The sequence below is a fragment of the Solimonas flava DSM 18980 genome (assembly GCF_000426685.1).
In the GTDB taxonomy this organism is placed as follows: domain Bacteria; phylum Pseudomonadota; class Gammaproteobacteria; order Nevskiales; family Nevskiaceae; genus Solimonas; species Solimonas flava.
The window spans coordinates 161350-184328 of sequence record NZ_AUFV01000007.1; the positions used below are offsets into that span (position 1 = coordinate 161350).

The 22979-nt window shown below is 68.5% G+C and carries 22 protein-coding genes; 17 read left to right on the forward strand and 5 right to left on the reverse strand.

Annotated elements, in window-relative coordinates; all coding sequences use genetic code 11:
- The first annotated feature begins 41 nt into the window (after positions 1–41).
- On the forward strand, positions 42–830 hold the full coding sequence (locus tag K343_RS0108180; protein ID WP_028007647.1) for an SDR family oxidoreductase: 789 nt from the start codon (positions 42–44) through the stop codon (positions 828–830).
- 25 nt (positions 831–855) lie between these two features.
- Here K343_RS0108180 and K343_RS0108185 read toward each other — a convergent pair whose 3' ends face one another.
- Positions 856–1863, reverse strand: a complete 1008-nt coding sequence (locus K343_RS0108185; protein WP_028007648.1) for a YheT family hydrolase — start codon at positions 1861–1863, stop codon at positions 856–858.
- Entirely contained in the window at positions 1860–3002 is a 1143-nt protein-coding gene (gene dapE / locus K343_RS0108190) for a succinyl-diaminopimelate desuccinylase (RefSeq protein WP_028007649.1), read from the reverse strand. Before dapE ends, K343_RS0108185 begins: the two co-directional genes overlap by 4 nt.
- Positions 3003–3096: 94 nt before the next feature.
- On the opposite strand from dapE, the gene K343_RS21410 reads away from it, so the two are divergent.
- A complete protein-coding gene (locus tag K343_RS21410) occupies positions 3097–3621 on the forward strand; it encodes a DUF2721 domain-containing protein (protein ID WP_051278063.1) in 525 nt (174 codons plus the stop codon).
- 89 nt (positions 3622–3710) lie between these two features.
- On the opposite strand, the gene dapD is transcribed toward K343_RS21410, so the two are convergent.
- From dapD to map, 3 genes are all read right to left on the reverse strand, one after another.
- Positions 3711–4526 (reverse strand): 2,3,4,5-tetrahydropyridine-2,6-dicarboxylate N-succinyltransferase, encoded by an 816-nt coding sequence (gene dapD, locus K343_RS0108200; protein WP_028007650.1) that lies wholly within the window; start codon positions 4524–4526, stop codon positions 3711–3713.
- 165 nt (positions 4527–4691) lie between these two features.
- Positions 4692–7373: a [protein-PII] uridylyltransferase gene (gene glnD / locus K343_RS0108205; RefSeq protein ID WP_028007651.1), complete on the reverse strand. Its 2682-nt coding sequence runs from the start codon at positions 7371–7373 to the stop codon at positions 4692–4694.
- Positions 7373–8155, reverse strand: coding sequence for a type I methionyl aminopeptidase (gene map, locus K343_RS0108210; protein ID WP_028007652.1), 783 nt, complete (start codon positions 8153–8155; stop codon positions 7373–7375). The genes glnD and map overlap by 1 nt, the downstream gene beginning before the upstream one ends.
- Positions 8156–8351: 196 nt before the next feature.
- Between map and rpsB the strand changes: the two genes are divergently transcribed.
- From rpsB to lpxB, 15 genes are all read left to right on the forward strand, one after another.
- Positions 8352–9176: a 30S ribosomal protein S2 gene (gene rpsB / locus K343_RS21415; protein ID WP_043112318.1), complete on the forward strand. Its 825-nt coding sequence runs from the start codon at positions 8352–8354 to the stop codon at positions 9174–9176.
- A 139-nt stretch (positions 9177–9315) separates the two neighbouring features.
- The gene (tsf, locus tag K343_RS0108220) at positions 9316–10248 is read left to right on the forward strand and encodes a translation elongation factor Ts (RefSeq protein WP_028007653.1); all 933 of its coding nucleotides are present in this window, start codon (positions 9316–9318) and stop codon (positions 10246–10248) included.
- A 119-nt stretch (positions 10249–10367) separates the two neighbouring features.
- Positions 10368–11093 (forward strand): UMP kinase, encoded by a 726-nt coding sequence (gene pyrH / locus K343_RS0108225; RefSeq protein WP_028007654.1) that lies wholly within the window; start codon positions 10368–10370, stop codon positions 11091–11093.
- A 44-nt stretch (positions 11094–11137) separates the two neighbouring features.
- Positions 11138–11695, forward strand: a complete 558-nt coding sequence (frr, locus tag K343_RS0108230) for a ribosome recycling factor (protein WP_028007655.1) — start codon at positions 11138–11140, stop codon at positions 11693–11695.
- Between the two features lie 22 nt (positions 11696–11717).
- Positions 11718–12446, forward strand: a complete 729-nt coding sequence (gene uppS / locus K343_RS0108235; protein ID WP_028007656.1) for a polyprenyl diphosphate synthase — start codon at positions 11718–11720, stop codon at positions 12444–12446.
- A gap of 19 nt (positions 12447–12465) precedes the next feature.
- Complete coding sequence (locus tag K343_RS0108240) at positions 12466–13302, forward strand: phosphatidate cytidylyltransferase (protein ID WP_028007657.1); 837 nt, start codon at positions 12466–12468, stop codon at positions 13300–13302.
- Positions 13303–13319: 17 nt separating this feature from the next.
- Positions 13320–14501: a 1-deoxy-D-xylulose-5-phosphate reductoisomerase gene (gene dxr / locus K343_RS0108245; RefSeq protein ID WP_028007658.1), complete on the forward strand. Its 1182-nt coding sequence runs from the start codon at positions 13320–13322 to the stop codon at positions 14499–14501.
- The gene (rseP, locus tag K343_RS0108250; protein ID WP_028007659.1) at positions 14494–15849 is read left to right on the forward strand and encodes an RIP metalloprotease RseP; all 1356 of its coding nucleotides are present in this window, start codon (positions 14494–14496) and stop codon (positions 15847–15849) included. Before dxr ends, rseP begins: the two co-directional genes overlap by 8 nt.
- A gap of 19 nt (positions 15850–15868) precedes the next feature.
- Complete coding sequence (bamA, locus tag K343_RS0108255; RefSeq protein ID WP_028007660.1) at positions 15869–18169, forward strand: outer membrane protein assembly factor BamA; 2301 nt, start codon at positions 15869–15871, stop codon at positions 18167–18169.
- Between the two features lie 68 nt (positions 18170–18237).
- Complete coding sequence (locus tag K343_RS0108260; RefSeq protein ID WP_028007661.1) at positions 18238–18750, forward strand: OmpH/Skp family outer membrane protein; 513 nt, start codon at positions 18238–18240, stop codon at positions 18748–18750.
- Between the two features lie 134 nt (positions 18751–18884).
- Positions 18885–19946, forward strand: a complete 1062-nt coding sequence (lpxD, locus tag K343_RS21420) for a UDP-3-O-(3-hydroxymyristoyl)glucosamine N-acyltransferase (protein WP_043112321.1) — start codon at positions 18885–18887, stop codon at positions 19944–19946.
- Positions 19921–20406: a 3-hydroxyacyl-ACP dehydratase FabZ gene (gene fabZ / locus K343_RS0108270; RefSeq protein ID WP_043112322.1), complete on the forward strand. Its 486-nt coding sequence runs from the start codon at positions 19921–19923 to the stop codon at positions 20404–20406. Before lpxD ends, fabZ begins: the two co-directional genes overlap by 26 nt.
- On the forward strand, positions 20403–21188 hold the full coding sequence (gene lpxA, locus K343_RS0108275) for an acyl-ACP--UDP-N-acetylglucosamine O-acyltransferase (RefSeq protein ID WP_028007663.1): 786 nt from the start codon (positions 20403–20405) through the stop codon (positions 21186–21188). Before fabZ ends, lpxA begins: the two co-directional genes overlap by 4 nt.
- Before the next feature lie 36 nt (positions 21189–21224).
- Entirely contained in the window at positions 21225–21776 is a 552-nt protein-coding gene (locus tag K343_RS0108280; protein ID WP_154662483.1) for a peroxiredoxin, read from the forward strand.
- Positions 21777–21795: 19 nt separating this feature from the next.
- The gene (lpxB, locus tag K343_RS0108285; protein ID WP_028007665.1) at positions 21796–22944 is read left to right on the forward strand and encodes a lipid-A-disaccharide synthase; all 1149 of its coding nucleotides are present in this window, start codon (positions 21796–21798) and stop codon (positions 22942–22944) included.
- Positions 22945–22979: the final 35 nt, after the last annotated feature.

Here is a 22979-nt window from a genome sequence, read left to right on the forward strand (position 1 = left end):
GCGCCGTGGCAGACTGCGCGCCTGACATTCGGAGACGCTGCATGACGGACCTGGCGGGCAAGACGATCTGGATCACCGGCGCCTCGAGCGGCATCGGCGAGGCGATGGCGGTGCTCGCCAGCAGGCAGGGCGTGAAGCTGGTGCTGAGCGCGCGGCGTGTCGACGAGCTCGAACGCGTGCGCGCCGCCTGCGCCGATCCGGCGAAGGTCGCCGTGCTGCCGCTCGATCTGACGCAGTTCGACGCCGAGGCTGCGCGGGCCGCGGCCGAGGCCTGCTTCGGGCCGATCGACGTGCTCGTCAACAACGCCGGCATCTCGCAGCGCAGCCTGATGCTCGACACTTCGATGGACGTCTACCGGCGCATCATGGAGCTGGATTTCTTCGCGACGGTGGCGCTGACCAAGGCCGTGGTGCCGGGCATGCGCGCGCGCGGCGGCGGACACGTCGTGGTCATCAGCAGCGTGGTCGGCAAGATGGGCACGCCGCTGCGCACCGGCTATGCGGCCGCCAAGCACGCGCTGCACGGCTTCTTCGAATCGGCGCGGGCCGAGCTGTGGCGCGACCAGGTGCGCTTCACGCTGGTCTGCCCCGGCTTCATCCGCACGGAAGTGTCGCGCAACGCCATCACCGGCGACGGCGGCCGGCACGACCGGATGGACGATGCGCAGGCCAAGGGCATGGACGCGCAAACCTGTGCCGCGCGCATCTGGGCCGGCGTTGCGCGCAATGCCGAAGAGCTGTACGTCGGCCGCGAACAGGCCGCGATCTACCTGAAGCGCTGGGCGCCGGCGCTGGTCTCGGCGCTGGTCAAGCGCGCCAAGGTGACCTGAAGGCCGGGCCGGCGCGCGCCGGCGTTCAGCGCGGCGCGTCGAGCAGTTGCAGCACGCGGCGCTCGGCCCAGGTCGCGCCGGCGATCGCGTCGAAAAAGCCGCAGTGCCCGCCGTAACGGGTGAGATCGAAGGCGCGCAGCGCGCCCTGCGCGCGCAGGCCGGCGAAATCGGCGACCGGGATCACCGGATCGTCGGCGGCGGTGATGATGGCCAGCGGCGTCGGCGAGGCATAGAGCTGCGCGGCGTCGAGCGTATAGGCGGCGAAGTAGGGATCGAGCGCGCCGTACTCGGTATGGCGTTCGGCGAAGTGGCGGGTGATCGCGACCAGGCTGCGCTCGCCGAGCAGGTGCGCGACCTCGAGTTCCGGCCAGGCCGCTTTCTTCGCCTGCACGGTCTTGCGCCATTTGCCGGTGAAATACCAGCGGAACAGCGTCGGCCCGTCGTCGATCGCCTGCATCGTCGCGCGCGGATTGATCGCCGGCGAGATGCCGATCGCCAGGCGCGGGTGCACGCCGGCGGCCGGTCCGTGCAGGCCGACGCGCAGCGAGAAATTACCGCCGAGCGAGAAGCCGATGACGTACAGCGGCGCGTCGGCCGCGCGCACCGGCGCCGCGGCGATCGCGCCGAGCACCTCGGCGATGCGCGCCGAATGGAAGAACTCGCGGTTCAGGTGGTGCGTGCCGCCGTGGTCGCGCAGGTTCAGGCGCAGCACGTCGAAACCGGCGGCGTAGACCGTGCACGCCATCGAATACAGATAGCTCGATGCGTGGCTGCCTTCCCAGCCATGGATCAGCACGACGCGGCCGCGCGGCGGCGCGGCCGGCGCCTGCGGCGACCAGTAGGCGGCGAGCCGCACGCCGTCGCCGGCATCGAGCAGCAGCGGCTGGCAGGCGGCTTCCATGCGGCCGTCGCGCGCCAGCCAGCGGCGCCGGCGCGGACTCTTGGTCGCGAGGATCGACTGGATCTGCGGATGGCGCAGCAGCCACGGCGGACGGAAGGCGACGTCCGGCGCGGCGTGCGGATCCGTGCTCACAGCAGGCGCTCGAGCACGCCTTCGTAGATGCGGCTGAGGCGGTCGAGATCGTCGACGCGCACGTGCTCGTTGATCTTGTGGATGCTGTCGTTGACCGGGCCGATCTCGACGGTCTGCGCGCCCCAGGGCGCGAGGAAGCGCGCATCGGAGGTGCCGCCGCCGGTGAACAGCAGCGGCGCGGCGATGCCGGTGACGTCGGCGATCGACGCGCGGGCGGCGTCGACCAGCTCGGCCTCACGCGTCAGGAACGGCTCGCCGGACAGCCACCAGTCGGCTTCGTAGCGCAGGCCGTGGCGGTCGAGGATCGCGCCGACGCGCGCTTTCAGGTCCTCGGCGTTCGATTCGGTGCAGAAGCGGAAGTTGAAGACCAGGTCGGCGTGGCCGGGAATGACGTTGCTCGCGCCGGTGCCGGCGTGCAGGTTCGAGACCTGGAACGAGGTCGGCGGGAAGTGCGCGTTGCCCTGATCCCAGACCGTCGCCGTCAGCTCGGCGAGCGCCGGCGCGAGGCGGTGGATCGGGTTCTCGGCCTTGTCCGGATAGGCGACGTGGCCCTGCTTGCCGAGCACGCGCAGATTGCAGCCGAGCGAGCCGCGGCGGCCGATCGTGATGCGATCGCCGAGGCGTTCGGCGGCGGTCGCCTCGCCGACGATCGCGTAGTCCGGCCGGAGGCCGCGCGCCTTCAGCACCTCGACGACGTGGCGCGTGCCGTGGCGGGCGCTGCCTTCCTCGTCGCTGGTGATGAGAAAGGCGAGGGTGCCGCGCAGCGCGCGGCGCGCCAGCAGGCGTTCGGCGGCGACCACCATCGCCGCGAGCCCCGACTTCATGTCGGCGGCGCCGCGGCCGTAGAGCACGCCGTCGCGGATCTGCGGCTCGAACGGGTCGCTGAGCCAGGCCTCGCGCGGGCCCGGCGGCACGACGTCGGTGTGGCCGGCGAGGATCAGCAGCGGGCCGCCGTTGCCGAGCGTCGCCCACAGGTTGGTGACGCCGCCGGCGTCGATCGCTTCGAGCGTGAAGCCGAGCCGCGCCAGACGCTCGCCGATCAGCGCGCAGCAGCCGGCGTCGTCGGGCGTCAGCGAGCGGCGCGCGATCAGCGCGCAGGTGAGGTCGAGTACGGCGCGCGCCGCCACATCGTCAGCCATTGCAGGGTCAGTCCGGGAAAAGTCGCGGAATTCTAGCCCGCTGCTGCCGCGCGCGCCGCTCGTGGATAATGCGGCGTCCCTGTGGAAGCCGGCCATGGAAGAAACTCAAATCGCGGAGATTGCCCACACGATCCAGGTCTCGGTCGCGCCGGTGTTCCTGCTGACCGGCGTCAGCGCGATGCTCGGCGTGCTGACCAGCCGGCTGGCGCGCATCGTCGACCGCGCGCGCAAGCTGGAGGCGGAAATGCTGACGGCGCCGCCCAGGCGCGTGCCGGGTCTGCGCAAGGCCTTGCACCAGCAGGCGCGCCGCGCGCGACTGACCAATCGCGCGATCACGTTCTGCATCGGCTGCGCGCTGCTGATCAGCAGCGTCATCGTCGTGCTGTTCGTCGGTACGTTCTCGCGCTGGAACCTGTCGGCGCTGATCGCCGGCCTGTACGTCGCGGCGATCGCGTCGCTGATCGGCGGCCTGTTCTGTTTCCTGCGCGAGGTGCAGCTGGCGACGCGCTACCTGCGCATCGGCGAGTTCGATCCGGAGCAGATCGTCGGCGGTACTGGCGGTACTGGTGGCGGTACCGGCGGCACCGAAGGCGGCGCGCCGACGCAGCGCGCGCCGTGAGCGCGGCCTGAACGAAAGCCTGAGCGGGCTTCGATGAGGGCGCGCCGGACGCGCGCGGCGGCGGGCCGCCCGCGTCCGGCGCCGGGCGATTACAGATCGCGCAGCAGGGCGTTGATGCCGACTTTCTTGCGCGTGTTCTCGTCGACGCGCTTGACGATCACCGCGCAGTTCAGGGTGTACTTGCCGCCGGCCTTCGGCAGGCTGCCGGCGACGACCACGGCGCCGGCCGGCACGCGGCCATAGCTGACGGTGTCGGCTTCGCGGTCGTAGATCGGCGTCGACTGGCCGATGAACACGCCCATCGAGATCACCGCGCCCTTCTCGACGATCACGCCTTCGACGATCTCCGAGCGCGCGCCGATGAAGCAGTCGTCCTCGATGATGGTCGGCGCCGCCTGCAGCGGTTCGAGCACGCCGCCGATGCCGACGCCGCCGGACAGGTGCACGTTGGCGCCGATCTGCGCGCAGGAGCCGACCGTCGCCCAGGTATCGACCATCGTGCCGCGGCCGACGTAGCCGCCGATGTTGACGTAGCTCGGCATCAGGATCGCGCCCGGCGCAATGAATGCGCCGCGGCGCACCGCCGCCGGCGGCACGACGCGCGCGCCCTGAGCGGCGAAGTCCTTCGCGCTCCAGCCGGCGAACTTCAGCGGCACCTTGTCGAAGCCGGACAGCGCGCCCATCTCGATCGGCGCATTGTCGTGCAGGCGGAAATACAGCAGCACCGCCTTCTTCAGCCACTCATTGACCTGCCAACCCGAGGCAGTCGGCTCGGCAACGCGCGCCTCGCCGCTGTCGAGCAGCGCGATCGCGCGCTCGATCGCCTGCTGCACCGCCGCGTCGTTCTTGTCGAACTTCTCGCGATTGTCCCAAGCCGCTTCGATGGTGTTCTGCAGGGTGGTCATCGGTGGTTTCTCTCGTTGTCGTTTGTTCGTTGTGATTTGCTTTGAAGCTCTAGGAGACTCGTGAGTCAGCGTCGCGAGCAGGGTCGAGGCCGCGCTCCCCGCGCACAGCTGTGCCAAGGCACAGCGAGCACGGAGAGCGCGGGATCGGCCCGCGCAGCAGCTGAATCACGCCGTCTCCGGGCGATCGAGGGTGCGGACCAGCACCTCGCGCAGGCCGTCGAGCGTGTCCTCGTCGGTGATCGGCCGGTGCATGCGGTCGGTCACGTAGAAGACGTCCTCGGCGCGCTCGCCGATCGTGCCGATCTTGGCGGCGTCGAGCAGGATGCCGCGTTTCTGGAACACGCGGCCGATGATCGACAGCAGGCCCGGCCGGTCGGCGGTGACGAGTTCGAGCACGGTGCGCCCGCGGGCGTCGTCCTGGCTGAAGTGCACGTGCGTCGGCGTGTTGAAGTGGCGCAGGCGCTGCGAGCGGCGGCGGTTGACGTCGATCGTCGAGACTTCCGGGTCCGACAGCACCTTGCGCAGCGCCGTGCGGATCTCGTCGAAGCGGATCGGCTGCGTGATCGGCGTGTTGTCGCCTTCCATCACCATGTACGAGTCGAGCACGAAGCCGTCGTGCGTGGTGTGCAGGCGCGCGTCGAGGATGTTGAGGCCCAGGCGCGCGAGTACGCCGGTCGACAGGCCGAACAGGTGATCGCGGTCGCGCGTGTAGATGAATACGCTGGTGCCGCGGCCGACGACCGCGCCGACCAGCACCAGCGGCAGATCGGCCTCACCCGCCTTGATGATCGCCGGCAGATGCCAGGCCAGTTCCTCGGCCGAATGGCGCAGGAAGTACTCGTGGTCGAAGCGCGTCCAGACGGCTTCGGCCTGCTCGCGGGTGATGCCCTGCGGTTCGAGCAGCGCCAGCGCCTTGGCGCGGATCTCGGCGCTGCGCTCGTTGTCGCTGAGCGGATTGTCGAGGCCGCGTTCGAGCGTGCGTACCGTCAGGTTGTAAAGCTCCTTGAGCAGCGAATCGCGCCAGGCGTTCCACAGCGCCGGGTTGGTGCCGCGGATGTCGGCGCAGGTCAGCAGGTAGAGGTAGTCCAGGTGCAGGCGGTCGCCGACCGTGCGCGCGAACTCGGCGATCACCGCCGGATTGCTGATGTCCTGCTTCTGCGCGGTCAGCGACATCAACAGGTGGTTCTGCACCAGCCAGCGCACCAGCGCCGCGTCGCCATGCGACAGGCCGTGGTCGAGGCAGAACTGCTCGGCTTCCTGGGCGCCGATGTCGGAATGGTCGCCGCCGCGGCCCTTGGCCATGTCGTGCCAGAAGGCGCCGAGGTAGAGCAGCTCCGGCTTGGCGAGGCGGTCCATGACCTGGTTGCAGAACGGCAACTCGTCGCGGAAGCGCTGCATCGCGAAGCGGCGCGCGTTGCGCACCACGTAGAGGATGTGCTCGTCGACGGTGAGCGTGTGGAACAGGTCGTACTGCATCAGGCCGACGATGCGGCCGAAGGCGGGCAGGTAGCGGCCGAGCACGCCGTAGCGGTTCATGCGGCGCAGGTTGCGCGTCAGGCCGCGGCCCTCGCGGAACATCTCGATGAACAGCGAGCGCGCCTGCACCGACTGCCGCACGGCATCGTTGAGCAGGCGGCTGTCGCGCAGGATCAGGCGCAGCGTCTGGGCGCGGATGCCTTCGATCTTCGGATGCTGCTGCAGCAGCAGGAAGGCTTCGATCAGCGCCCACGGATAACGCTGGAAGACGTCGTCGGCGCGTGCCTCGAGGTAGCCGTTGCGGATCTGGAAGCGCGGGTTCAGCGCGGTCGGTTCGCCGCCCTGCGCCGGATGCACGATCGCTTCCTCGAACAGCTGCAGCAGCATGTCGTTGAGGCACGACAGCGACTTGATCGTGCGGTAGTACAGCTGCATGAACTGCTCGACCGCCATGTTCTTGTCGTCGTCGCGGTAGCCGAACAGCTCGGCGACCTTGATCTGATGGTCGAACAGCAGGCGGTCCTCGTGGCGGCCGGTCAGCATGTGCAGCGCGAAGCGCACCCGCCACAGGAAGTCCTGGCCGGCGAACAGCTCGTCGCATTCCTGCTTGGTGAGAAAGCCGCGCTCGCGCAGCTCGCCGAGCGTCTGCGCGCCGAAATAGCGCTTGGTGACCCAGCCGATCGTGTGGATGTCGCGCAGGCCGCCCGGCGACTCCTTGACGTTCGGTTCGAGCTTGTAGCCGGTGTCGTCGTACTTGCGGTGGCGCGCCGCCTGCTCGGCCTTCTTGGCCTCGAAGAATTCCTTGACCGGCCAGATCCTGTCCGGGGTCAGCGCCGCCTGCATGTCGCGGAACAGCGACTCGTCGCCGGTCAGCAGGCGCGCCTCAAGCAGGTTGGTGATGACGGTGATGTCCTTCTCGGCCTCGGCGACGCATTCGCCGACCGTGCGCACGCTCTGTCCGACCTCGAGCCCGATGTCCCAGCCGAACGCGGTCATCTGTTCGAGCGCGCTGCGATGGCGCTCGAGGGCGTCGTCGCGGTGCAGCAGCAGGATGTCGATGTCCGAATGCGGCAGCAGCTCGCCGCGGCCGTAGCCGCCGACCGCGACCAGCGCTAGGCCGCTGGCCCCTTCCGGCAGGAATTTGTGCCAGGACGCGCGCAGCACCTCGTCGACCAGGTGGGCGCGGGCGTGCACCAGCGAATCAGCCGGAAAGCCCTCGTGGAACAGGCTGTAGAGGCGGTCGCGACCCCAGTTCAGCGTGTCGCGGAACGCGGTGATCGAGTAGCCGCCCTGAGCCAGCCGCGAGCGGATGCGCGGGGCGCTGAAGATGCTGGCGGCTTCTTCCTCCGCCAGGTCGATCTCGGCGCCCATCACATCGCCCCGTCGCGCAGCGTCAGCACTTCGTAGCCGCTTTCGGTGACGAGGATCGTGTGCTCCCACTGCGCCGACAGCGAGTGGTCCTTGGTGACGACGGTCCAGGCGTCCGGCAGCAGCTTCACGTCCGCCTTGCCGGCGTTGATCATCGGTTCGATCGTGAAGGTCATGCCCGGAAGCAGTTCAAGACCCGTGCCAGGTCGGCCGTAGTGCAGGACCTGCGGGTCTTCGTGGAAGCCGCGGCCGATGCCGTGGCCGCAGTATTCACGGACCACCGAGAAGCCGCGCGATTCGGCATATTTCTGGATCACGGCGCCGATGTCGCCGAGGCGGGCGCCGGGGCGGACCTGGCGGATGCCCTCGATCATCGCCTCGTGCGTGGTCTCGCAGAGCCGGCGGGCGAGGATGCTCGGCTCGCCGACGTAGTACATGCGGTTGGTGTCGCCGTGCCAGCCGTCCTTGATGACGGTGACGTCGACGTTGAGCACGTCGCCCTTCTTCAGGACCTTGGGCCCCGGGATGCCGTGGCAGACCACGTGGTTGACCGAGGTGCAGATCGACTTCGGGAACGGCGGGCGGCCGTTGCCGCCGCCGTAGTGCAGCGGGGCGGGGATGCAGTCGAGCTTGTCGACGATGTACTCGTGACAGATCCGGTTGAGCTCGTCGGTCGTCACGCCGGGCTTGACGTAGGGTTCGAGGATCATCAGCACTTCGGCGGCGGCGGCGCCGGCCTCGCGCATCTTCTGCTGTTCCTCGGGGGTCTTGATCGTAACGGCCATCTCGCCTCGGTGCCCGAGCCGCCGCGCGCAGCGGCAAACTCATTGTTTTCAAAGGGGCGCTATGGTATAAAGCGCGCCCTTCAAAGGCAATCGCAACGCGGTCGCCCTTGAGGAAATCCACTCGCGCCATTCCCAGGTGCCCGCCCGTAGGCGGTGCCCCGGCGCGATTTGCCACAACCTGACGGAGTCTCAAATCATGGCGGATATCACCATGCGCCAGCTGCTCGAGGCGGGTGCCCACTTCGGCCACCGCACGCGCTACTGGAACCCGAAGATGGATCAGTACATCTTCGGCAGCCGTAACCGCATTCACATTATCAACCTCGAGCAGACGCTGCCGATGCTGAAGGACGCCTGCTCCTTCGCCGGCAAGCTCGCCGCCAACGGCGGCCGCATCCTGTTCGTCGGCACCAAGCGCGCCGCGCGCGAGACGGTCGAAGAAGAGGCCAAGCGCGCCGGCATGCCGTTCGTCAACCAGCGCTGGCTGGGCGGCACGCTGACCAACTTCAAGACCGTGAAGACCTCGATCAAGCGTCTGGTCGAGATGGAAAAGCAGGTCGATGACGGTTCGATCAACCGCCTCAACAAGAAGGAACAGCTGCTCTTCACGCGCGAGATCGAGAAGCTGCGCAAGTCGCTCGGCGGCATCAAGGAAATGCCGAGCCTGCCGGACTGCCTGTTCGTCATCGACACCGGTTACGAGAAGAACGCGGTGCTCGAGGCCAAGAAGCTCGGCATCCCGGTCATCGCCGTCGTCGACTCGAACAACGATCCGAGCCTGGTCGACTGCGTGATCCCGGGCAATGACGACGCCACCCGCGCGGTCAAGGTCTACGCGCAGTGCATCGCCGACGCCATCATCGAGGCGCGTGGCGCCAACCCGGTGCCGTTCCGCACCGTCGAGGAGCCGGTCGAGGCCAGCGACGAGCGTCAGGCCCCGCGCAAGCCGCGTGGCGCGCCGCGTGGCGGCAAGCCGGGCAGCGGCGACCGTCAGGGTCGCGGCGGCCGTCGCGGCGAGTAAGCGGCATGCGTCGGCCGCGGCCCGGTGCCGCGGCCGCAGCGCCCGGCGGTCGCCGCACGCGGCCGGCCGGGCCTTGCCGTTCCACGGGGCTGGCCCGCATGAGCCGACCCCTCCGTACCTCTAGCATCCAGGACATCCCATGAGCACTCCCATCACTGCTGCCCTCGTCAAAGAGCTGCGCGACCGTACCGGCGCCGGCATGGGCGACTGCAAGAAGGCGCTCGAAGCCACCGCCGGCGACCTCGACAAGGCCGCCGAGAAGCTGCGCATGGACGGCGCCGCCAAGGCCGACAAGAAGGCGGGGCGCACCGCCGCCGAAGGCGTGCTGGCGATCGCCGGCAACGACCAGGCGATGGCCATCGTCGAGCTGAACAGCGAAACCGACTTCGTCGCCAAGGGCGACGAATTCCGCACCCTGGCGCGCCTCGTCGCGCAGGCCGCGCACGCCCACAAGCCGGGCGACACCGAAGCGCTGGTGCGCCTGCAGTCGGGCGAAGCGACCCTCGACGAGCACCGCCGCGGCCTGATCGCCAAGCTCGGCGAGAACATGACGATCCGCCGTTTCGCGATCGTCGAAGCCGCCGGCGGCCCGCTGGTGACCTACCTGCACCCGGGCGACAAGATCGGCGTCATCGTGGCGATGGAGTCGGGCGACGCCGAACTGGCGCGCGACCTGGCGATGCACATCGCGGCGATGAACCCGCGTTACCTCGACGCCGCCTCGGTGCCGGGCGACACCATCGAATCCGAGCGCAAGGTCATCGAGGCCGGCGTCGCCAAGGAACAGGAAGAGGCACGTCTCGACGCCGAGGAAGCCGGCAAGCCGTTCAAGGCCAAGCCGGCCGAGATCCTCGCCAAGATGATCGACGGCCGCATCAACAAGTTCATCGGCGAGATCACGCTGCTCGGCCAGCCGTTCGTCAAGAACCCGGACGAGACGGTCGAGAAGCTGCTCAAGGCCAAGAACGCCAAGGTCGCGCGCTTCGTGCGCTTCGCGGTCGGCGAGGGCATCGAGAAGCAGCAGACCGACTTCGCCGCCGAGGTCATGGCGCAGGCCGGCATCAAGGCCTGATCCGCGCTAAGATCCGCGCGACGCGCTGTCATCCAAGGGGCCCCGGAAACGGGGCCTCTTTTTAAGTACCATGCGGGCGGTGCGACGCCGCCCGTCCCACGACCGCCAAGTAGCCCGCCATGAGCACGCAGCCCGCTTACCAGAGAATCCTCCTCAAGCTGTCCGGTGAAGCGCTGTTGGGTGACCAGCAGTTCGGCATCTCGCCGGAGGTCACGGCTTTCCTGGCGCACGAGATCAAGGCGGTCGTCGATATCGGCGTGCAGGTCGCGCTGGTGGTCGGCGGCGGCAACATCTATCGCGGCGAGCGTCTGGCGCGCGCCGGCATGGACCGTGTCACCGGCGACCAGATGGGCATGCTGGCGACCGTCATCAACGCGCTGGCGCTCCAGGACGCCATCGAGCGCGTCGGCGGCATGCAGGCGCGCGTGCAGTCGGCGATCCGCATCAACGAGGTCTGCGAGGACTTCATCCGCCGCAAGGCCGACCGTCACCTCGAAAAGGGCCGGGTCGTCGTCTTCGCGGCCGGTACCGGCAATCCGTTCTTCACGACCGACTCGGCCGCCGCGCTGCGCGCGATCGAGATCGAGGCCGACCTGATGCTGAAGGCGACCACGGTCGACGGCATCTACACCGCCGATCCGAAGAAGGACCCGGAGGCCAAGCGCTACGACGAGCTGACCTACGACGAGGCCCTGCACAAGCGGCTCGGCGTGATGGACCAGACGGCGATGGTGCTGTGCCGCGATCACGGCATGAAGCTTCGCGTCTACGACATGGATCGCCCCGGCGCGCTGCTGAAGATCGTCACCGGCGACATGACGATCGGCACGCGCGTCAACCGCTGAAATCCCAAGAACCCAGGCCGTAAGCTGCTTTTCGGAGTCTGCAGATGCTGAACGACATCAAGAACGACGCGACCAAGCGCATGACCAAGTGCGTCGACGCCCTGAAGAACGAACTGGCCAAGCTGCGCACCGGTCGCGCCAATGCGGCGCTGCTCGACCACATCCGCGTCGACTACTACGGCTCCGAAGTGCCGCTGTCGCAGGCCGCGCAGATCACCGTCGAAGACGCCCGCACGATCGTCATCCAGGCCTGGGAGAAGGGTTTGGTCAGCGTCATCGAGAAGGCGATCATGACCTCGGACCTGGGCCTGACGCCGAATACCGCCGGCCAGACGATCCGCATCATCATCCCGCCGCTCACCGAGCAGCGCCGCAAGGATCTGGCCAAGGTCGTCAAGGGCGAGGCCGAGAACGCCAAGGTCGCGATTCGCGCCGTGCGCCGCGACGCCAACCAGGCGATCAAGGATCTGGTCAAGAACAAGCAGATCTCGACCGACGACGAGAAGCGCGGCGAGGCCGACGTCCAGAAGCTGACCGACCAGTACGTCGCCAAGATCGACGAACTGGCTGCCGCGAAGGAAAAAGAACTGCTGTCGATGTGAGGTGCCGGCCGCAGTCAGCGCCATGACGCGCGTTTCCTCGAAGTCCGGCCCGGCAACGCCCGGCCTGCCGCGCCACGTCGCGATCATCATGGATGGCAACGGCCGCTGGGCGCAGGCGCGTGGCCAGCCGCGGCCGTTCGGCCATCAGGCCGGCGTCAAGGCGGTGCGCAGGATCGTCGGCGCCGCGCGCGACCGTGGCGTCGAGGTGCTGACGCTGTTCGCGTTCTCGCAGGAGAACTGGAAGCGTCCGCCGCTCGAAGTGCGTCTGCTGATGGAGCTGCTGATGACGGTGCTCGAACGCGAGCTGCCGGATCTGCAGGCCAACGGCATCCGCCTGCGCGTGATCGGCGAGCACTCCGGTTTCAGCGCGGCGCTGCGCGCCCGCATCGCCGAGGCCGAGCAGCTGACGGCGCGCAATCCGGTGATGACGCTGGTCGTCGCGGTTGGTTACGGCGGCCAATGGGACATCGTGCAGGCGGCGCAGCGCGTCGCTGCGCGCGGCGAGGCGATCACGCACGATGCGCTCGAAGCCGAGCTGGTCACCGCCGAGTGGCCGGCGCCGGAGCTGCTGATCCGCACCGGCGGCGAATACCGGATCAGCAATTTCATGCTCTGGCAGCTCGCCTACAGCGAACTGTATTTCACCGACGTCCTGTGGCCGGATGCCGACGCGCAGCTGTTGGACGATGCCCTGCGCTGGTACGCTGGCCGCGAGCGCCGCTTCGGCGGCGTACCGCCAACCCAGGCCTAGCGCCGAAGAGAAAGCCGACATGCTGATGCAACGCGTCCTCACGGCGCTGATTCTGCTGCCGCTGCTGCTGGCCCTGGTCTGGTTCGCGCCGACGCCGTGGCTGTTCCTGGTGCTGAGCGGCGTCGGCCTGATCATGGCCTGGGAGTGGACCGCGTTCATGGGCTGGGCCGGCCGCACGCCGCAACGCCTCGGCTATCTGGCGGCGACCGCCGCGGTGCTGGCCGCGACCTGGTACAGCCCGATCAACGGGCCGTGGCTGGGCTATGCGCTGGCGCCGGTCGTGCTGGTCTGGTTCCTGATGCCCTTGCGTCTGCGTGCCTACGCGCACGGCGGCGCCGACGGTGGCCATCGCATCGCCACGCCGTGGATGATGGCCGGCGGGCTGCTGATGATCGCCAGCAGCCTGATTTCGGTCGCGGCCCTGCACGGTCTGGCCAACGGCCCGCTGAAGCTGCTGTTCGTGCTGTTCCTGGTCTTTGCCGCCGACACCGGCGCGTACTTCGCCGGCCGCCGCTTCGGCAAGCGCAAGCTGGCGCCGGCGATCTCGCCGGGCAAGACCGTCGAAGGCGCGCTCGGCGGCCTGGCGTTGTGCGCGGTCTGGGCGCTGGCGGCCGGCAGCTGGGTGTTCGGGCTGCGCGAGCCGGGCGCGATCGCCGCACTGGTCGGCCTGTCGCTGCTCGTCGCCGTGATCTCGATCGTCGGTGATCTGACCGAATCGATGTTCAAGCGCAGCGTCGGCCTCAAGGACAGCGGGCACATCCTGCCGGGCCACGGCGGCATTCTCGATCGCGTCGACAGCATCGTCGCCGCGCTGCCGACGATGGTGCTCGGTCTGCGCCTCTGCGGTCTGGCCTGAGGCGCGACGCGGACGTGATCCAGAAACTCGTCGTCCTCGGTGCGACCGGCACGATCGGCCGCAATACCCTCGATCTGGTGCGCCGCCACCCGCAGCGCCTGCAGGCCTACGCGCTGAGCGCGAATCGCGACGTCGAGGCGCTGGCTGCGCTGTGCATCGAGTTCCGTCCGCGCCACGCGGTGATGGCGGATGTCGCGTCGGCCGAGGCGCTGCGCGCGCGGCTCGCCGCCGCTGGCGTGCCGACCACGGTGCACGGCGGCGGCGCCGCGCTGGCCGCGATCGCCGCCGACGCCGAGGCCGACCAGGTGATGTCGGCGATCGTCGGCGCCGTCGGCCTGCTGCCGACGCTGGCCGCGGTGCGCGCCGGCAAGCGCGTGCTGATCGCCAACAAGGAGCCGCTGGTGATGGCCGGCCGGCTGCTGATGCGCGAGGCCGAGGCCGCCGGCGCGACGCTGATCCCGATCGATTCCGAGCACAACGCGATCTTCCAGTGCCTGCCGCCGGACAGCCGCTGCGGACGCGCGCCTGCGCATGTGCGGCGGCTGATCCTGACGGCCTCGGGCGGGCCGTTCCGCGAGACGCCGCTCGAAGCGCTGGCGGCGGTCACGCCGCAGCAGGCGGTGCGCCACCCGAACTGGGTGATGGGGCCGAAGATCTCGGTCGACTCGGCGACGATGATGAACAAGGGCCTGGAGCTGATCGAGGCGTCCGTGCTCTACGATCTGCCCGACGCGCAGCTCGACGTCGTCATCCACCCGGAAAGCGCGATCCACTCGCTGGTCGAGTACGTCGACGGTTCGATGCTGGCGCAGCTCGGTCACGCCGACATGCGCGTGCCGATCGCGCACGCGCTGGCCTGGCCGGAGCGCTGGGAATCCGGCGTCGGCGGCCTGGATCTTGCAGCGCTCGGGCGCTTCCGTTTCGAGGCAGCCGACTTGCAGCGCTTCCCGTGCCTGGGCCTGGCCCGCGCGGCGCTGCGTGCCGGCGGCGACGCGCCGAATGTATTGAACGCGGCTAATGAAGTCGCTGTCCAAGCCTTTCTGGAAGGGCGTCTTTCGTACCCGGGGATCACCGAAGTGATAGACAGAACGCTGGCGGCTGCCGCGCGACGCACCGCGTCGCCGGCCGAGGACCTCGACGCGATCCTCGCGGTCGACGCCTGGGCGCGCGCCGTGGCGCAGGAGGCGGTCGGTGCTTGATTTTCTGTGGTCGGTCGGCGGTTTCATCGTCACGATCGGCGTGCTCGTCGCGTTCCACGAGTTCGGACACTACTGGGTCGCGCGCCGCTGCGGCGTGAAGGTGCTGCGCTTCTCGATCGGCTTCGGCCGGCCGCTGTGGACGCATCGCGCCAAGGACGGCGTCGAGTGGGTGCTGTCGGCGGTGCCGCTCGGCGGCTACGTCAAGATGCTCGACGAGCGCGAGGGCATCGTCGCGCCCGCCGAGCGGCCGTACGCCTTCACGCAGGCTGCGGTCGGCAAGCGCATGGCGATCGTCGCTGCCGGCCCGCTGTTCAATTTCGCGCTGGCCGTGCTGCTGTACTGGTGCGTGTTCGTGATCGGCGTGCAGGGCATGAAGCCGCTGATCGCCGATCCGGCGCCGAATTCGGTCGCCGCGCAAGCGCATCTGGCTGCCGGCGATGAGGTGACGATGGTCGCCGGCGAGCCGGTGCCGACCTGGAACGAGCTGCGCACCGAAATCATCGAGCGTGCGCTCGACAAGGGCCCGCTGCCGCTGACCGTGAAGTCCGCCGACGGCACGCTGCGCTCCGTGGTGCTGCCGCTGTCCGGCGTGCGCGTCGACCCCGAGTTCCTGTTCGAGGACCTCGGCCTGCACCCGTATCAGCCGAAGCTGCCGCCGATCCTCGACACCGTGCAGGCCGGCAGCGCTGCCGCCGCCGCCGGCTTCGAGCCCGGCGACGAGCTGCTGAGCTACAACGGCACACCGGTCGACTCCTGGCAGCAGTGGGCGATCTGGGTGCGCGCGCATCCCGACGAAGTCGTCAAGGTCCGCCTGCGGCGTGCCGGCGCGGAACGCGAGGCCACCGTGATCCTGGCGCGCGTCGAGGAGGGCGGGCAGACGATCGGCCGCTTCGGTGCCAGCGTGGCGAACCCGGGGGACTTGTGGCAGGATTTGCGCGCCGTCAGCCAGTCCGGGCCGCTCGAGGCGATTCCGCGAGCCGCATCCGAGACTTGGCGGATGTCGGTGCTGACCGTGCGCATGTTGTGGCGCATGGTGACCGGGGAGATTTCGGTCAAGAACGTCAGCGGGCCGATCCAGATCGCTCAGGTCGCGGGCTACTCGGCGCAGGTCGGGTGGATCGCGTTCCTCAGTTTCATGGCGGTGGTCAGTGTCAGTCTCGGCGTGCTCAATCTGCTGCCGGTGCCGGTGCTCGACGGCGGCCATCTGCTGTACTACGGCGTGGAGGCTCTGAAAGGTTCGCCGCTTTCCGAGCGAGCGCAGGAAGCGGGACAGCGCATCGGCCTGAGCTTGCTGGCCCTGCTGATGGGACTCGCGTTTTACAACGACATCGTGCGCCTGCTGAACTGACAGAAAAGAAATAGAGCCGGTGAAAAGACTCAAGACTTCCAAGACGGCCATCGCGACGGCTCTGGCGGCTCTGGCGCTGACCGCGCGGGCACACGCCTTCGAGCCCTTCAAGATTTCCGAGATTCGCGCTGAGGGCCTGCAGCGCCTCGAGATCGGCACGGTGCTGACCTACCTGCCGCTGTCGACGGGCGACGAGCTGAACAACTCGACGTCGCGTCAGGCGATTCGCGCCCTGTACGGCTCCGGCCTGTTCCAGGACGTGCAGCTCGAACGCGACGGCAACGCGCTGGTCGTCAAGCTTCAGGAACGGCCGGCGATCTCGACCTTCAAGATCGAAGGCAACGAGAAGATCGGCGGCGACGAGTTGAAGAAGTCGCTGAAGGACCTCGGCCTCGCCGACGGCGAACTGTTCCGACGCGATCTGCTCGACCAGGTGGAGCAGGAGCTGCGCCGCCAGTACTACGCCAACGGCTACTACGACGTCGGCATCGAGACCAAGGTCACCGAAGAGCCGAACAACCGCGTGTCGCTGAACATCAAGGTCACCGAGGGTTCGGTCACCAAGATCACCGACATCAACATCATCGGCAATCATGTGTTTCCGACGGATGAACTGCTCAAGCAGTTCGACCTGAAGACCACCAACTGGATGCCGTTCCAGAAGAGCGACCGCTACTCGAAGCAGTCGCTGTCCGGCGACCTCGAGAAGCTGCAGTCCTATTACCAGGACCGCGGCTACCTGAAGTTCTCGGTCGATTCGGTGCAGGTCGCGCTGACGCCGGACAAGAAGGCGATCTACATCACCATCAACGTCACCGAAGGCGAGGTCTACAAGGTCAAGGACCGCCGCTATTCGGGCAATACGATCCTCAACGAGCGCTACCTCGAGGCGCTGACGACAACGCAGGCCGGCGAGACCTTCTCGCGCAAGCAGGCGACCGACTCGTCGGACCGCATCGAGGCGGCGCTGTCGGACATCGGCTATGCCTTCGCCAAGGTCACGCCGGTGCCGGAAGTCGACGAGGAAAAGAAGGAAGTCTCGCTCAACTACGTCATCGATCCGGGCAAGCGCGCCTACGTGCGCCGCATCAGCTTCGTCGGCAACTCCGGCACCAACGACGAAACGCTGCGCCGCGAGATGCGCCAGCTCGAGGCGGCGCCGTTCTCGAAGTCCTCGGTCGAGCGTTCGCGCGTGCGTTTGGCGCGTCTGCCGTTCATCGAGGAGGCCGAGGTCGACACCAAGCCGGTGCCGGGCAGCGACGATCTCGTCGACGTCAGCTTCAAGGTCAAGGAGCGTCCGCCGGGCTCGGTGCAGTTCGGCGTCGGCTACTCGGGCTCGCAGGGCTTCCTGATCACCGGCCAGGTGACGCACACCAACTTCCTCGGCACCGGCAACCGCATCGACCTGCAGGCGCAGAACAATGCGATCTCGCAGGCGATCAGCCTGTCGTGGACCGATCCGTACTTCACCGAGGACGGCATCAGCCAGTCGATCTCCGCGTACTACCGCAAGTCGGAGTCGGTGATCCGCTACTCGTCCGGCTTCAATACCAACACGGTCGGCGCCAACCTGACCTACGGCATTCCGCTGTCGGAGTTCATCACGCTGCGCGCCGGCTTCGGCGTCGAGGACGTCGCCGTGCAGACGTTCCCGACCTCGAGCTCGGACGAGATCCTCAAGTTCGTCATCAACAACGGCACGCAGTTCTTCATCTACCAGGCGCGCACCGGCATCAGCTACGACTCGCGCAACCGCACGTTCTTCGCGACGCGCGGCGCGCTGCATGCGCTGACGATGGACCTCGCGCTGCCCGGCGGCGATCTCGAGTACTACAACCTCAGCTACCGCGCGCAGCAGTACATCCCGCTGTTCTGGAAGTTCACCGCCGAAATCAACGGCTCGGTCGGCCTCGTCGATTCGTACGGCAGCTCGGACGTGCCGCCGTGGGAGAACTTCTTCGCCGGCGGTCCGCGCACGGTGCGCGGCTACAAGGACGGTTCGCTCGGGCCGCGCGACAATCCGTACAACAACCCGTTCGGCGGCAAGCTGCGCACCACGGCGCAGACCAATCTGATCATCCCGCTGCCGGTCGAGAGCGATGGCAAGTCGACGCGTCTCGAAGCGTTCTGGGACGTCGGCAACGTGTTCCAGGAGCCGGGCGACTTCGCGATCAGCGACCTGCGCCAGTCGGCGGGCATCGCGTTCTCCTGGTTCACGCCGTTCCTCGGCCTGCTCGACCTGAGCTACGCGTTCCCGCTGAATCCGAAACCGGGTGATGATCAGGATCGCTTCCAGATCACGTTCGGTTCAGGCTTCTGACGGTTGCCGTTTTCCCGGATTCCGCCATTTCCCGTTTCACCGCTGCAACACAGACACGAGAGAAAGACATGATTCGCAAGTTGATCGCCGTCACCGGCGTTGTGCTCGCCGTCACCGCGCTGCCGGCGCTGGCCGACATCAAGGTCGGTTCGGTGCGTTCGGCGGAACTCGCCGAGAAGGCGCCGCAGTTCAAGGCCATGCAGGACCAGCTCAAGGCGCAGTTCGAACGCCGCCAAAACGATCTCGAGGCCGAGGCCAAGAAGCTGCAGGATGACGGTCGCGCGTTCCAGAAGGAGGCCGATCTGCTGGCGCCGGCCGACCGCGCCAAGAAGGAGAAGGACCTGACGACGCGCCGCATCGACCTCGAATCGAAGGGCCGTCAGCTGCAGGAAGACTTCAACAAGGCGCGCCAGGAATCGTTCGCCAAGGCGATGGGTCAGGTGAAGAACGTGATCGACGCCGTCGCGCGCGAGAAGAACCTCGACCTGATCGTCGAGAATCCGGTTTACGCCAAGCCGGAAGTCGACGTCACCGACGACGTGCTCAAGCGCCTGCAGGCTGCTCCGGCCGCCGGCAAGTAAAGTTTCTCGCATCGGCGCCCGCACGGCGCCGGTCCGTGGCGGTTCCGCGACGGCCTGCCTTGCGCAGGCCGTCGCCGTTTGCGCCCCCCGGGCGGATGCGTAAGCTTCGCACTCCCCACGAGCCCGATTCCCTCATGGCCACATTCACTCTCGAAGAACTGGCGCAGCGCTTCGGCCTGGCGCTACGCGGCGATCCGGCGACGGCGGTGTCCGGCGTCTGCGGCCTGTCGCCCGGCAAGCCCGGCTGCCTGAGCTTCCTGTCGAATCCCAAGCTGCGCGGCGAGCTGGCCTCGACTGCGGCGGCCGTCGTCATCGTCCATCCGCGCGACGCCGACGCGCTGGTCACGGCCGGTCTGATCGCGCCGGATCCGTATCTGGCCTACGCGCGCATCGCCGTGCTGTTCGATCCGGACCGCGATTTCGAGCCCGGCGTGCATCCGGCGGCGGCGCTCGCGGCCGACGTCGTGCTCGGCGACGGCTGCCACGTCGGTGCCGGCGCGGTGATCGAGGCCGGCGCGCGGCTCGGCGCCGGCGTCTACGTCGGCCCCGGCTGCATCGTCGGCCGCGAGGCCGTGCTCGGCGACGGCACGCGCCTGGTGGCGCGCGTCTGGGTCGGTCCGCGCGTGCGCGTCGGCGCGCGCTGCCAGATCCATCCGGGTGCGGTGCTCGGCTCGCGCGGCTTCGGCAACGCGCGCGGGCCGAAGGGTTGGGAGGAAGTGCCGCAGCTCGGCAGCCTGATCGTCGGCGACGACGTCGAGATCGGCGCCAATACCTGCATCGACCGCGGCGCGATCGACGACACCGTGATCGAGAACGGCGTGCGTCTCGACAACCTGATCCAGATCGCCCACAACTGCCGCATCGGCGCGCACACCGCGATCGCCGCGCACACCGGTATCGCCGGCAGTACCCGGGTTGGCAGCCGCTGTATGATTGGCGGCGCCGTGGGCATCAACGGCCACATCGAAATTGCCGACGACGTGATCGTCCTTGGCCGGGCTATGGTCACGAACTCGATCCGCCAGCGCGGCGTGTACGGCTCCGGCCTGCCGCTCGACGACGCCCGCGAGTGGCGCAAGACCGTGGCGCGGGTGCGGCGCCTCGGCCGCTTCGAGGATCGCCTGAAGGCGCTGGAGCGACATCTTCGTATCACCGCCGGAACACAGGACGATGACGACAACAACGACATCCTTTGATATCTGCGAAATCCTCAAGCTGTTGCCGCACCGCTATCCGTTCCTGCTCGTCGACCGCGTGATCGCGATCGACGAGGAGAAGATGACGCTGACGGCGATCAAGAACGTCACCTACAACGAGCCGTTCTTCCCGGGCCACTTCCCGGGGCTGCCGACGATGCCGGGCGTGCTGCAGATCGAGGCGCTGGCGCAGGCCAGCGGGCTGCTGGCGATTCACCGCTCCGGACTGCGTGCCAAGGATGGCCTGGTGCTGTACTTCGCCGGCATCGACAACTGCCGTTTCAAGCGCCCGGTGATCCCCGGCGATACGCTGACCTTCCACGTCGAGCTCGAGAAGAACAAGCGCGACATCTGGAAATTCCACACGCGCGCAACGGTCGGCGACGAACTCGCCAGCGAGGCGGATCTGATCTGCGTGCTGCGCACGGTGAGCTACGACACCGAAGGGTCGGCGGCATGACGGCGCGTATCCATCCGACCGCGATCGTCGATCCGAAGGCCGAACTGCACGAGACGGTCGAGGTCGGCCCGTACAGCATCATCGGTCCCGGCGTGACGGTCGGCGCCGACACCTGGATCGGCCCGCATGTAGTGCTGCGCGGGCCGATGACGATCGGCCGCGGCAACAAGATCTTCCAGTTCGCCTCGCTCGGCGAGATCTCGCAGGACATGACCGCCAAGCCGGACGATCCGACGCGCGTCGAGATCGGCGACGGCAACACGATCCGCGAGTACGTGACGATCCAGCGCGGCACGATGAAGGAGCGGGACGGCCTGACGAAAGTCGGCGACCGCAACTGGATCATGGCGGCGGTGCACATCGGCCATGACAGCATCGTCGGCAGCCACAACATCCTCGCCAACAACACCTCGCTCGCCGGCCACGTGCTGCTCGGCGACTATGTCGGTTGCGGCGGCTATACCCTGATCCACCAGTACTGCCAGATCGGCAATCACGTCTTCACCGGCGGCGGCAGCGTCATTACCCGCGACGTGCTGCCGTTCATCATGGTGCAGGGCCACCCGGCCGAGGCGCGCGGCATCAACGCCGAGGGTCTGCGCCGGCGCGGCTTCGCGGCCGAGGACGTGGCGGCGATCAAGGACGCCTACAAGCTGGTCTTCCTGTCCGGCCAGACGATGGACAAGGTCAAGCAGGAGCTGGCGCAGATGGCATCCGCTTCGGCGCATGTCGCGTATATGCTGGCGTTCATCAACGGCTCGAAGCGCGCGCTGCAGCGCTGAAGGGCCACCGTCGGCGAATCTCGCGAGGAGCGTGTCATGCGGATCATCAAACGGCTGTGGATCGTGATGGCGCTGGTGCTGGCGCTGCCGGCCTGGGCGGCGCTGCAGGTCGGCGCCAGTGCGCCGGATTTCTCGGCGCCGGCCTCGCTGGCCGGCAAGGACTATGCGTTCTCGCTGGCCGAGGCGCTCAAGCAGGGGCCGGTCGTCGTCTACTTCTATCCGAAGGCCTTCACCAAGGGCTGCACGGTCGAGGCGCATCTGTTCGCCGAGGCGATGGACCAGTACAAGGCGCTCGGCGCGACGGTGATCGGCGTGTCGAACGACGAGATCGACACGCTGCACAAGTTCTCGCTGACCGAATGCGGCGGCAAGTTCCCGGTCGCCGCCGACAGCGACGGCAAGATCATGAAGGCCTACGACGCCAAGCTGCCGTTGGTGAACTACGCCAGCCGCATCTCGTACGTCGTCACCCCGGACGGCAAGATCCTCTACGCCTACAGCGCGATGGATCCGAGCCAGCACGTCGGCAACACGCTCAACGCGATCAAGCAGTGGAAGGCGCAGAACGCCGCCGCGCCGGCGCCGTGAGCGGCGCGCGCCCGTCCTGATGGCCGCACCGAAGATCGCCCTGGTCGCCGGCGAGATGTCCGGCGACCTGCTCGGCGCGGCGCTGGTGACGGCGCTGCGCGCGCGCCTGCCGGCGGCACACTTCTATGGCGTCGCCGGGCCGCGCATGCAGGCCGCCGGTGTCGAGCCGATCGCCTCGATCGAGCAGCTGTCGGTGATGGGCATCGCCGAGGTCCTGCCGGCGCTGCCGCGCATCCTGCGCCTGCGCCGCGCGCTGATCCGGCGCCTGTCGGCCGATCGGCCCGACGTGCTGATCGGCATCGACGCGCCGGACTTCAATCTCGGCGTCGAGCGGCGTTTGCGCGAGCGCGGCATCCGCACCGTGCACGTCGTCAGCCCGACCGTCTGGGCCTGGCGCGCCGGCCGCGTCAAGACCATTGCCCGCGCGGTCGAGCGCATCCTCTGCCTGTTTCCGTTCGAGCCGGCGTTCTACGCCGCGCGCGGGGTTTCCGCCGACTACATCGGCCATCCGCTCGCCGACCAGCTGGACGCCTCGGTGACGACGGCGCAGGCGCGTGCCGGGCTCGGCCTGCCGGCCGGCGGCCCGGTCATCGCCGTGCTGCCGGGCAGCCGCGGTTCGGAGCTGAAGTATCTGGCCGAGCCGTTCGCGCGCGCCGCGCGCCTGATCGCCGCGCAGGTGCCCGGCGTGCGCTTCGTGACGCCGCTCGCCAAGCCGGCGCTGCGCGCACCGATGGAAGCGGCGATCGCCGCGCACGCCGCCGGCTTGGCCTGGACCCTGCTCGACGGCCAGTCGCGCGAGGCGATGCAGGCGGCCGACGCGGTGCTGATCGCCTCCGGCACGGCGACGCTCGAATGCCTGCTGCTCGGCCGGCCGATGGTCGTCTCGTATCGCGGCTCGCCGCTCACCGCCTGGCTGCTGCTGAAGGCGGGCCTGCTGAAGACCCGGTACGTCAGCCTGCCGAACCTGCTCGCCGACGAGGCGCCGGTGCCGGAGCTGTTGCAGGACGACGCCACGCCGGAGCGGCTCGCCGCCGCCGTCATCGAGCTGCTGGCGCCGGGCGGCGCGCGCGCGCGCCAGCTCGCCGCTTTCGATCGCGTGCGCGCAACGCTGTGCTGCGACGCCGCGGCGCGGGCCGCCGAGGTCGTCGCCGGACTGCTTGGCGCCTGAGCGTTCGCGGTTTCGCCATTTCGTCAAGCCTGTCA

Excerpts from the sequence above, each read along its gene's own strand:
- K343_RS0108180 (WP_028007647.1), top strand. The coding sequence starts at position 42 with ATGACGGACCTGGCGGGCAAGACGATCTGGATCACCGGCGCCTCGAGC.
- dapE (WP_028007649.1), bottom strand. The coding sequence starts at position 3,002 with ATGGCTGACGATGTGGCGGCGCGCGCCGTACTCGACCTCACCTGCGCG.
- K343_RS21410 (WP_051278063.1), top strand. The coding sequence starts at position 3,097 with ATGGAAGAAACTCAAATCGCGGAGATTGCCCACACGATCCAGGTCTCG.
- dapD (WP_028007650.1), bottom strand. The coding sequence starts at position 4,526 with ATGACCACCCTGCAGAACACCATCGAAGCGGCTTGGGACAATCGCGAG.
- glnD (WP_028007651.1), bottom strand. The coding sequence starts at position 7,373 with ATGGGCGCCGAGATCGACCTGGCGGAGGAAGAAGCCGCCAGCATCTTC.
- map (WP_028007652.1), bottom strand. The coding sequence starts at position 8,155 with ATGGCCGTTACGATCAAGACCCCCGAGGAACAGCAGAAGATGCGCGAG.
- rpsB (WP_043112318.1), top strand. The coding sequence starts at position 8,352 with ATGGCGGATATCACCATGCGCCAGCTGCTCGAGGCGGGTGCCCACTTC.
- tsf (WP_028007653.1), top strand. The coding sequence starts at position 9,316 with ATGAGCACTCCCATCACTGCTGCCCTCGTCAAAGAGCTGCGCGACCGT.
- pyrH (WP_028007654.1), top strand. The coding sequence starts at position 10,368 with ATGAGCACGCAGCCCGCTTACCAGAGAATCCTCCTCAAGCTGTCCGGT.
- frr (WP_028007655.1), top strand. The coding sequence starts at position 11,138 with ATGCTGAACGACATCAAGAACGACGCGACCAAGCGCATGACCAAGTGC.
- uppS (WP_028007656.1), top strand. The coding sequence starts at position 11,718 with ATGACGCGCGTTTCCTCGAAGTCCGGCCCGGCAACGCCCGGCCTGCCG.
- K343_RS0108240 (WP_028007657.1), top strand. The coding sequence starts at position 12,466 with ATGCTGATGCAACGCGTCCTCACGGCGCTGATTCTGCTGCCGCTGCTG.
- K343_RS0108260 (WP_028007661.1), top strand. The coding sequence starts at position 18,238 with ATGATTCGCAAGTTGATCGCCGTCACCGGCGTTGTGCTCGCCGTCACC.
- lpxD (WP_043112321.1), top strand. The coding sequence starts at position 18,885 with ATGGCCACATTCACTCTCGAAGAACTGGCGCAGCGCTTCGGCCTGGCG.
- fabZ (WP_043112322.1), top strand. The coding sequence starts at position 19,921 with ATGACGACAACAACGACATCCTTTGATATCTGCGAAATCCTCAAGCTG.
- lpxA (WP_028007663.1), top strand. The coding sequence starts at position 20,403 with ATGACGGCGCGTATCCATCCGACCGCGATCGTCGATCCGAAGGCCGAA.
- K343_RS0108280 (WP_154662483.1), top strand. The coding sequence starts at position 21,225 with ATGCGGATCATCAAACGGCTGTGGATCGTGATGGCGCTGGTGCTGGCG.
- lpxB (WP_028007665.1), top strand. The coding sequence starts at position 21,796 with ATGGCCGCACCGAAGATCGCCCTGGTCGCCGGCGAGATGTCCGGCGAC.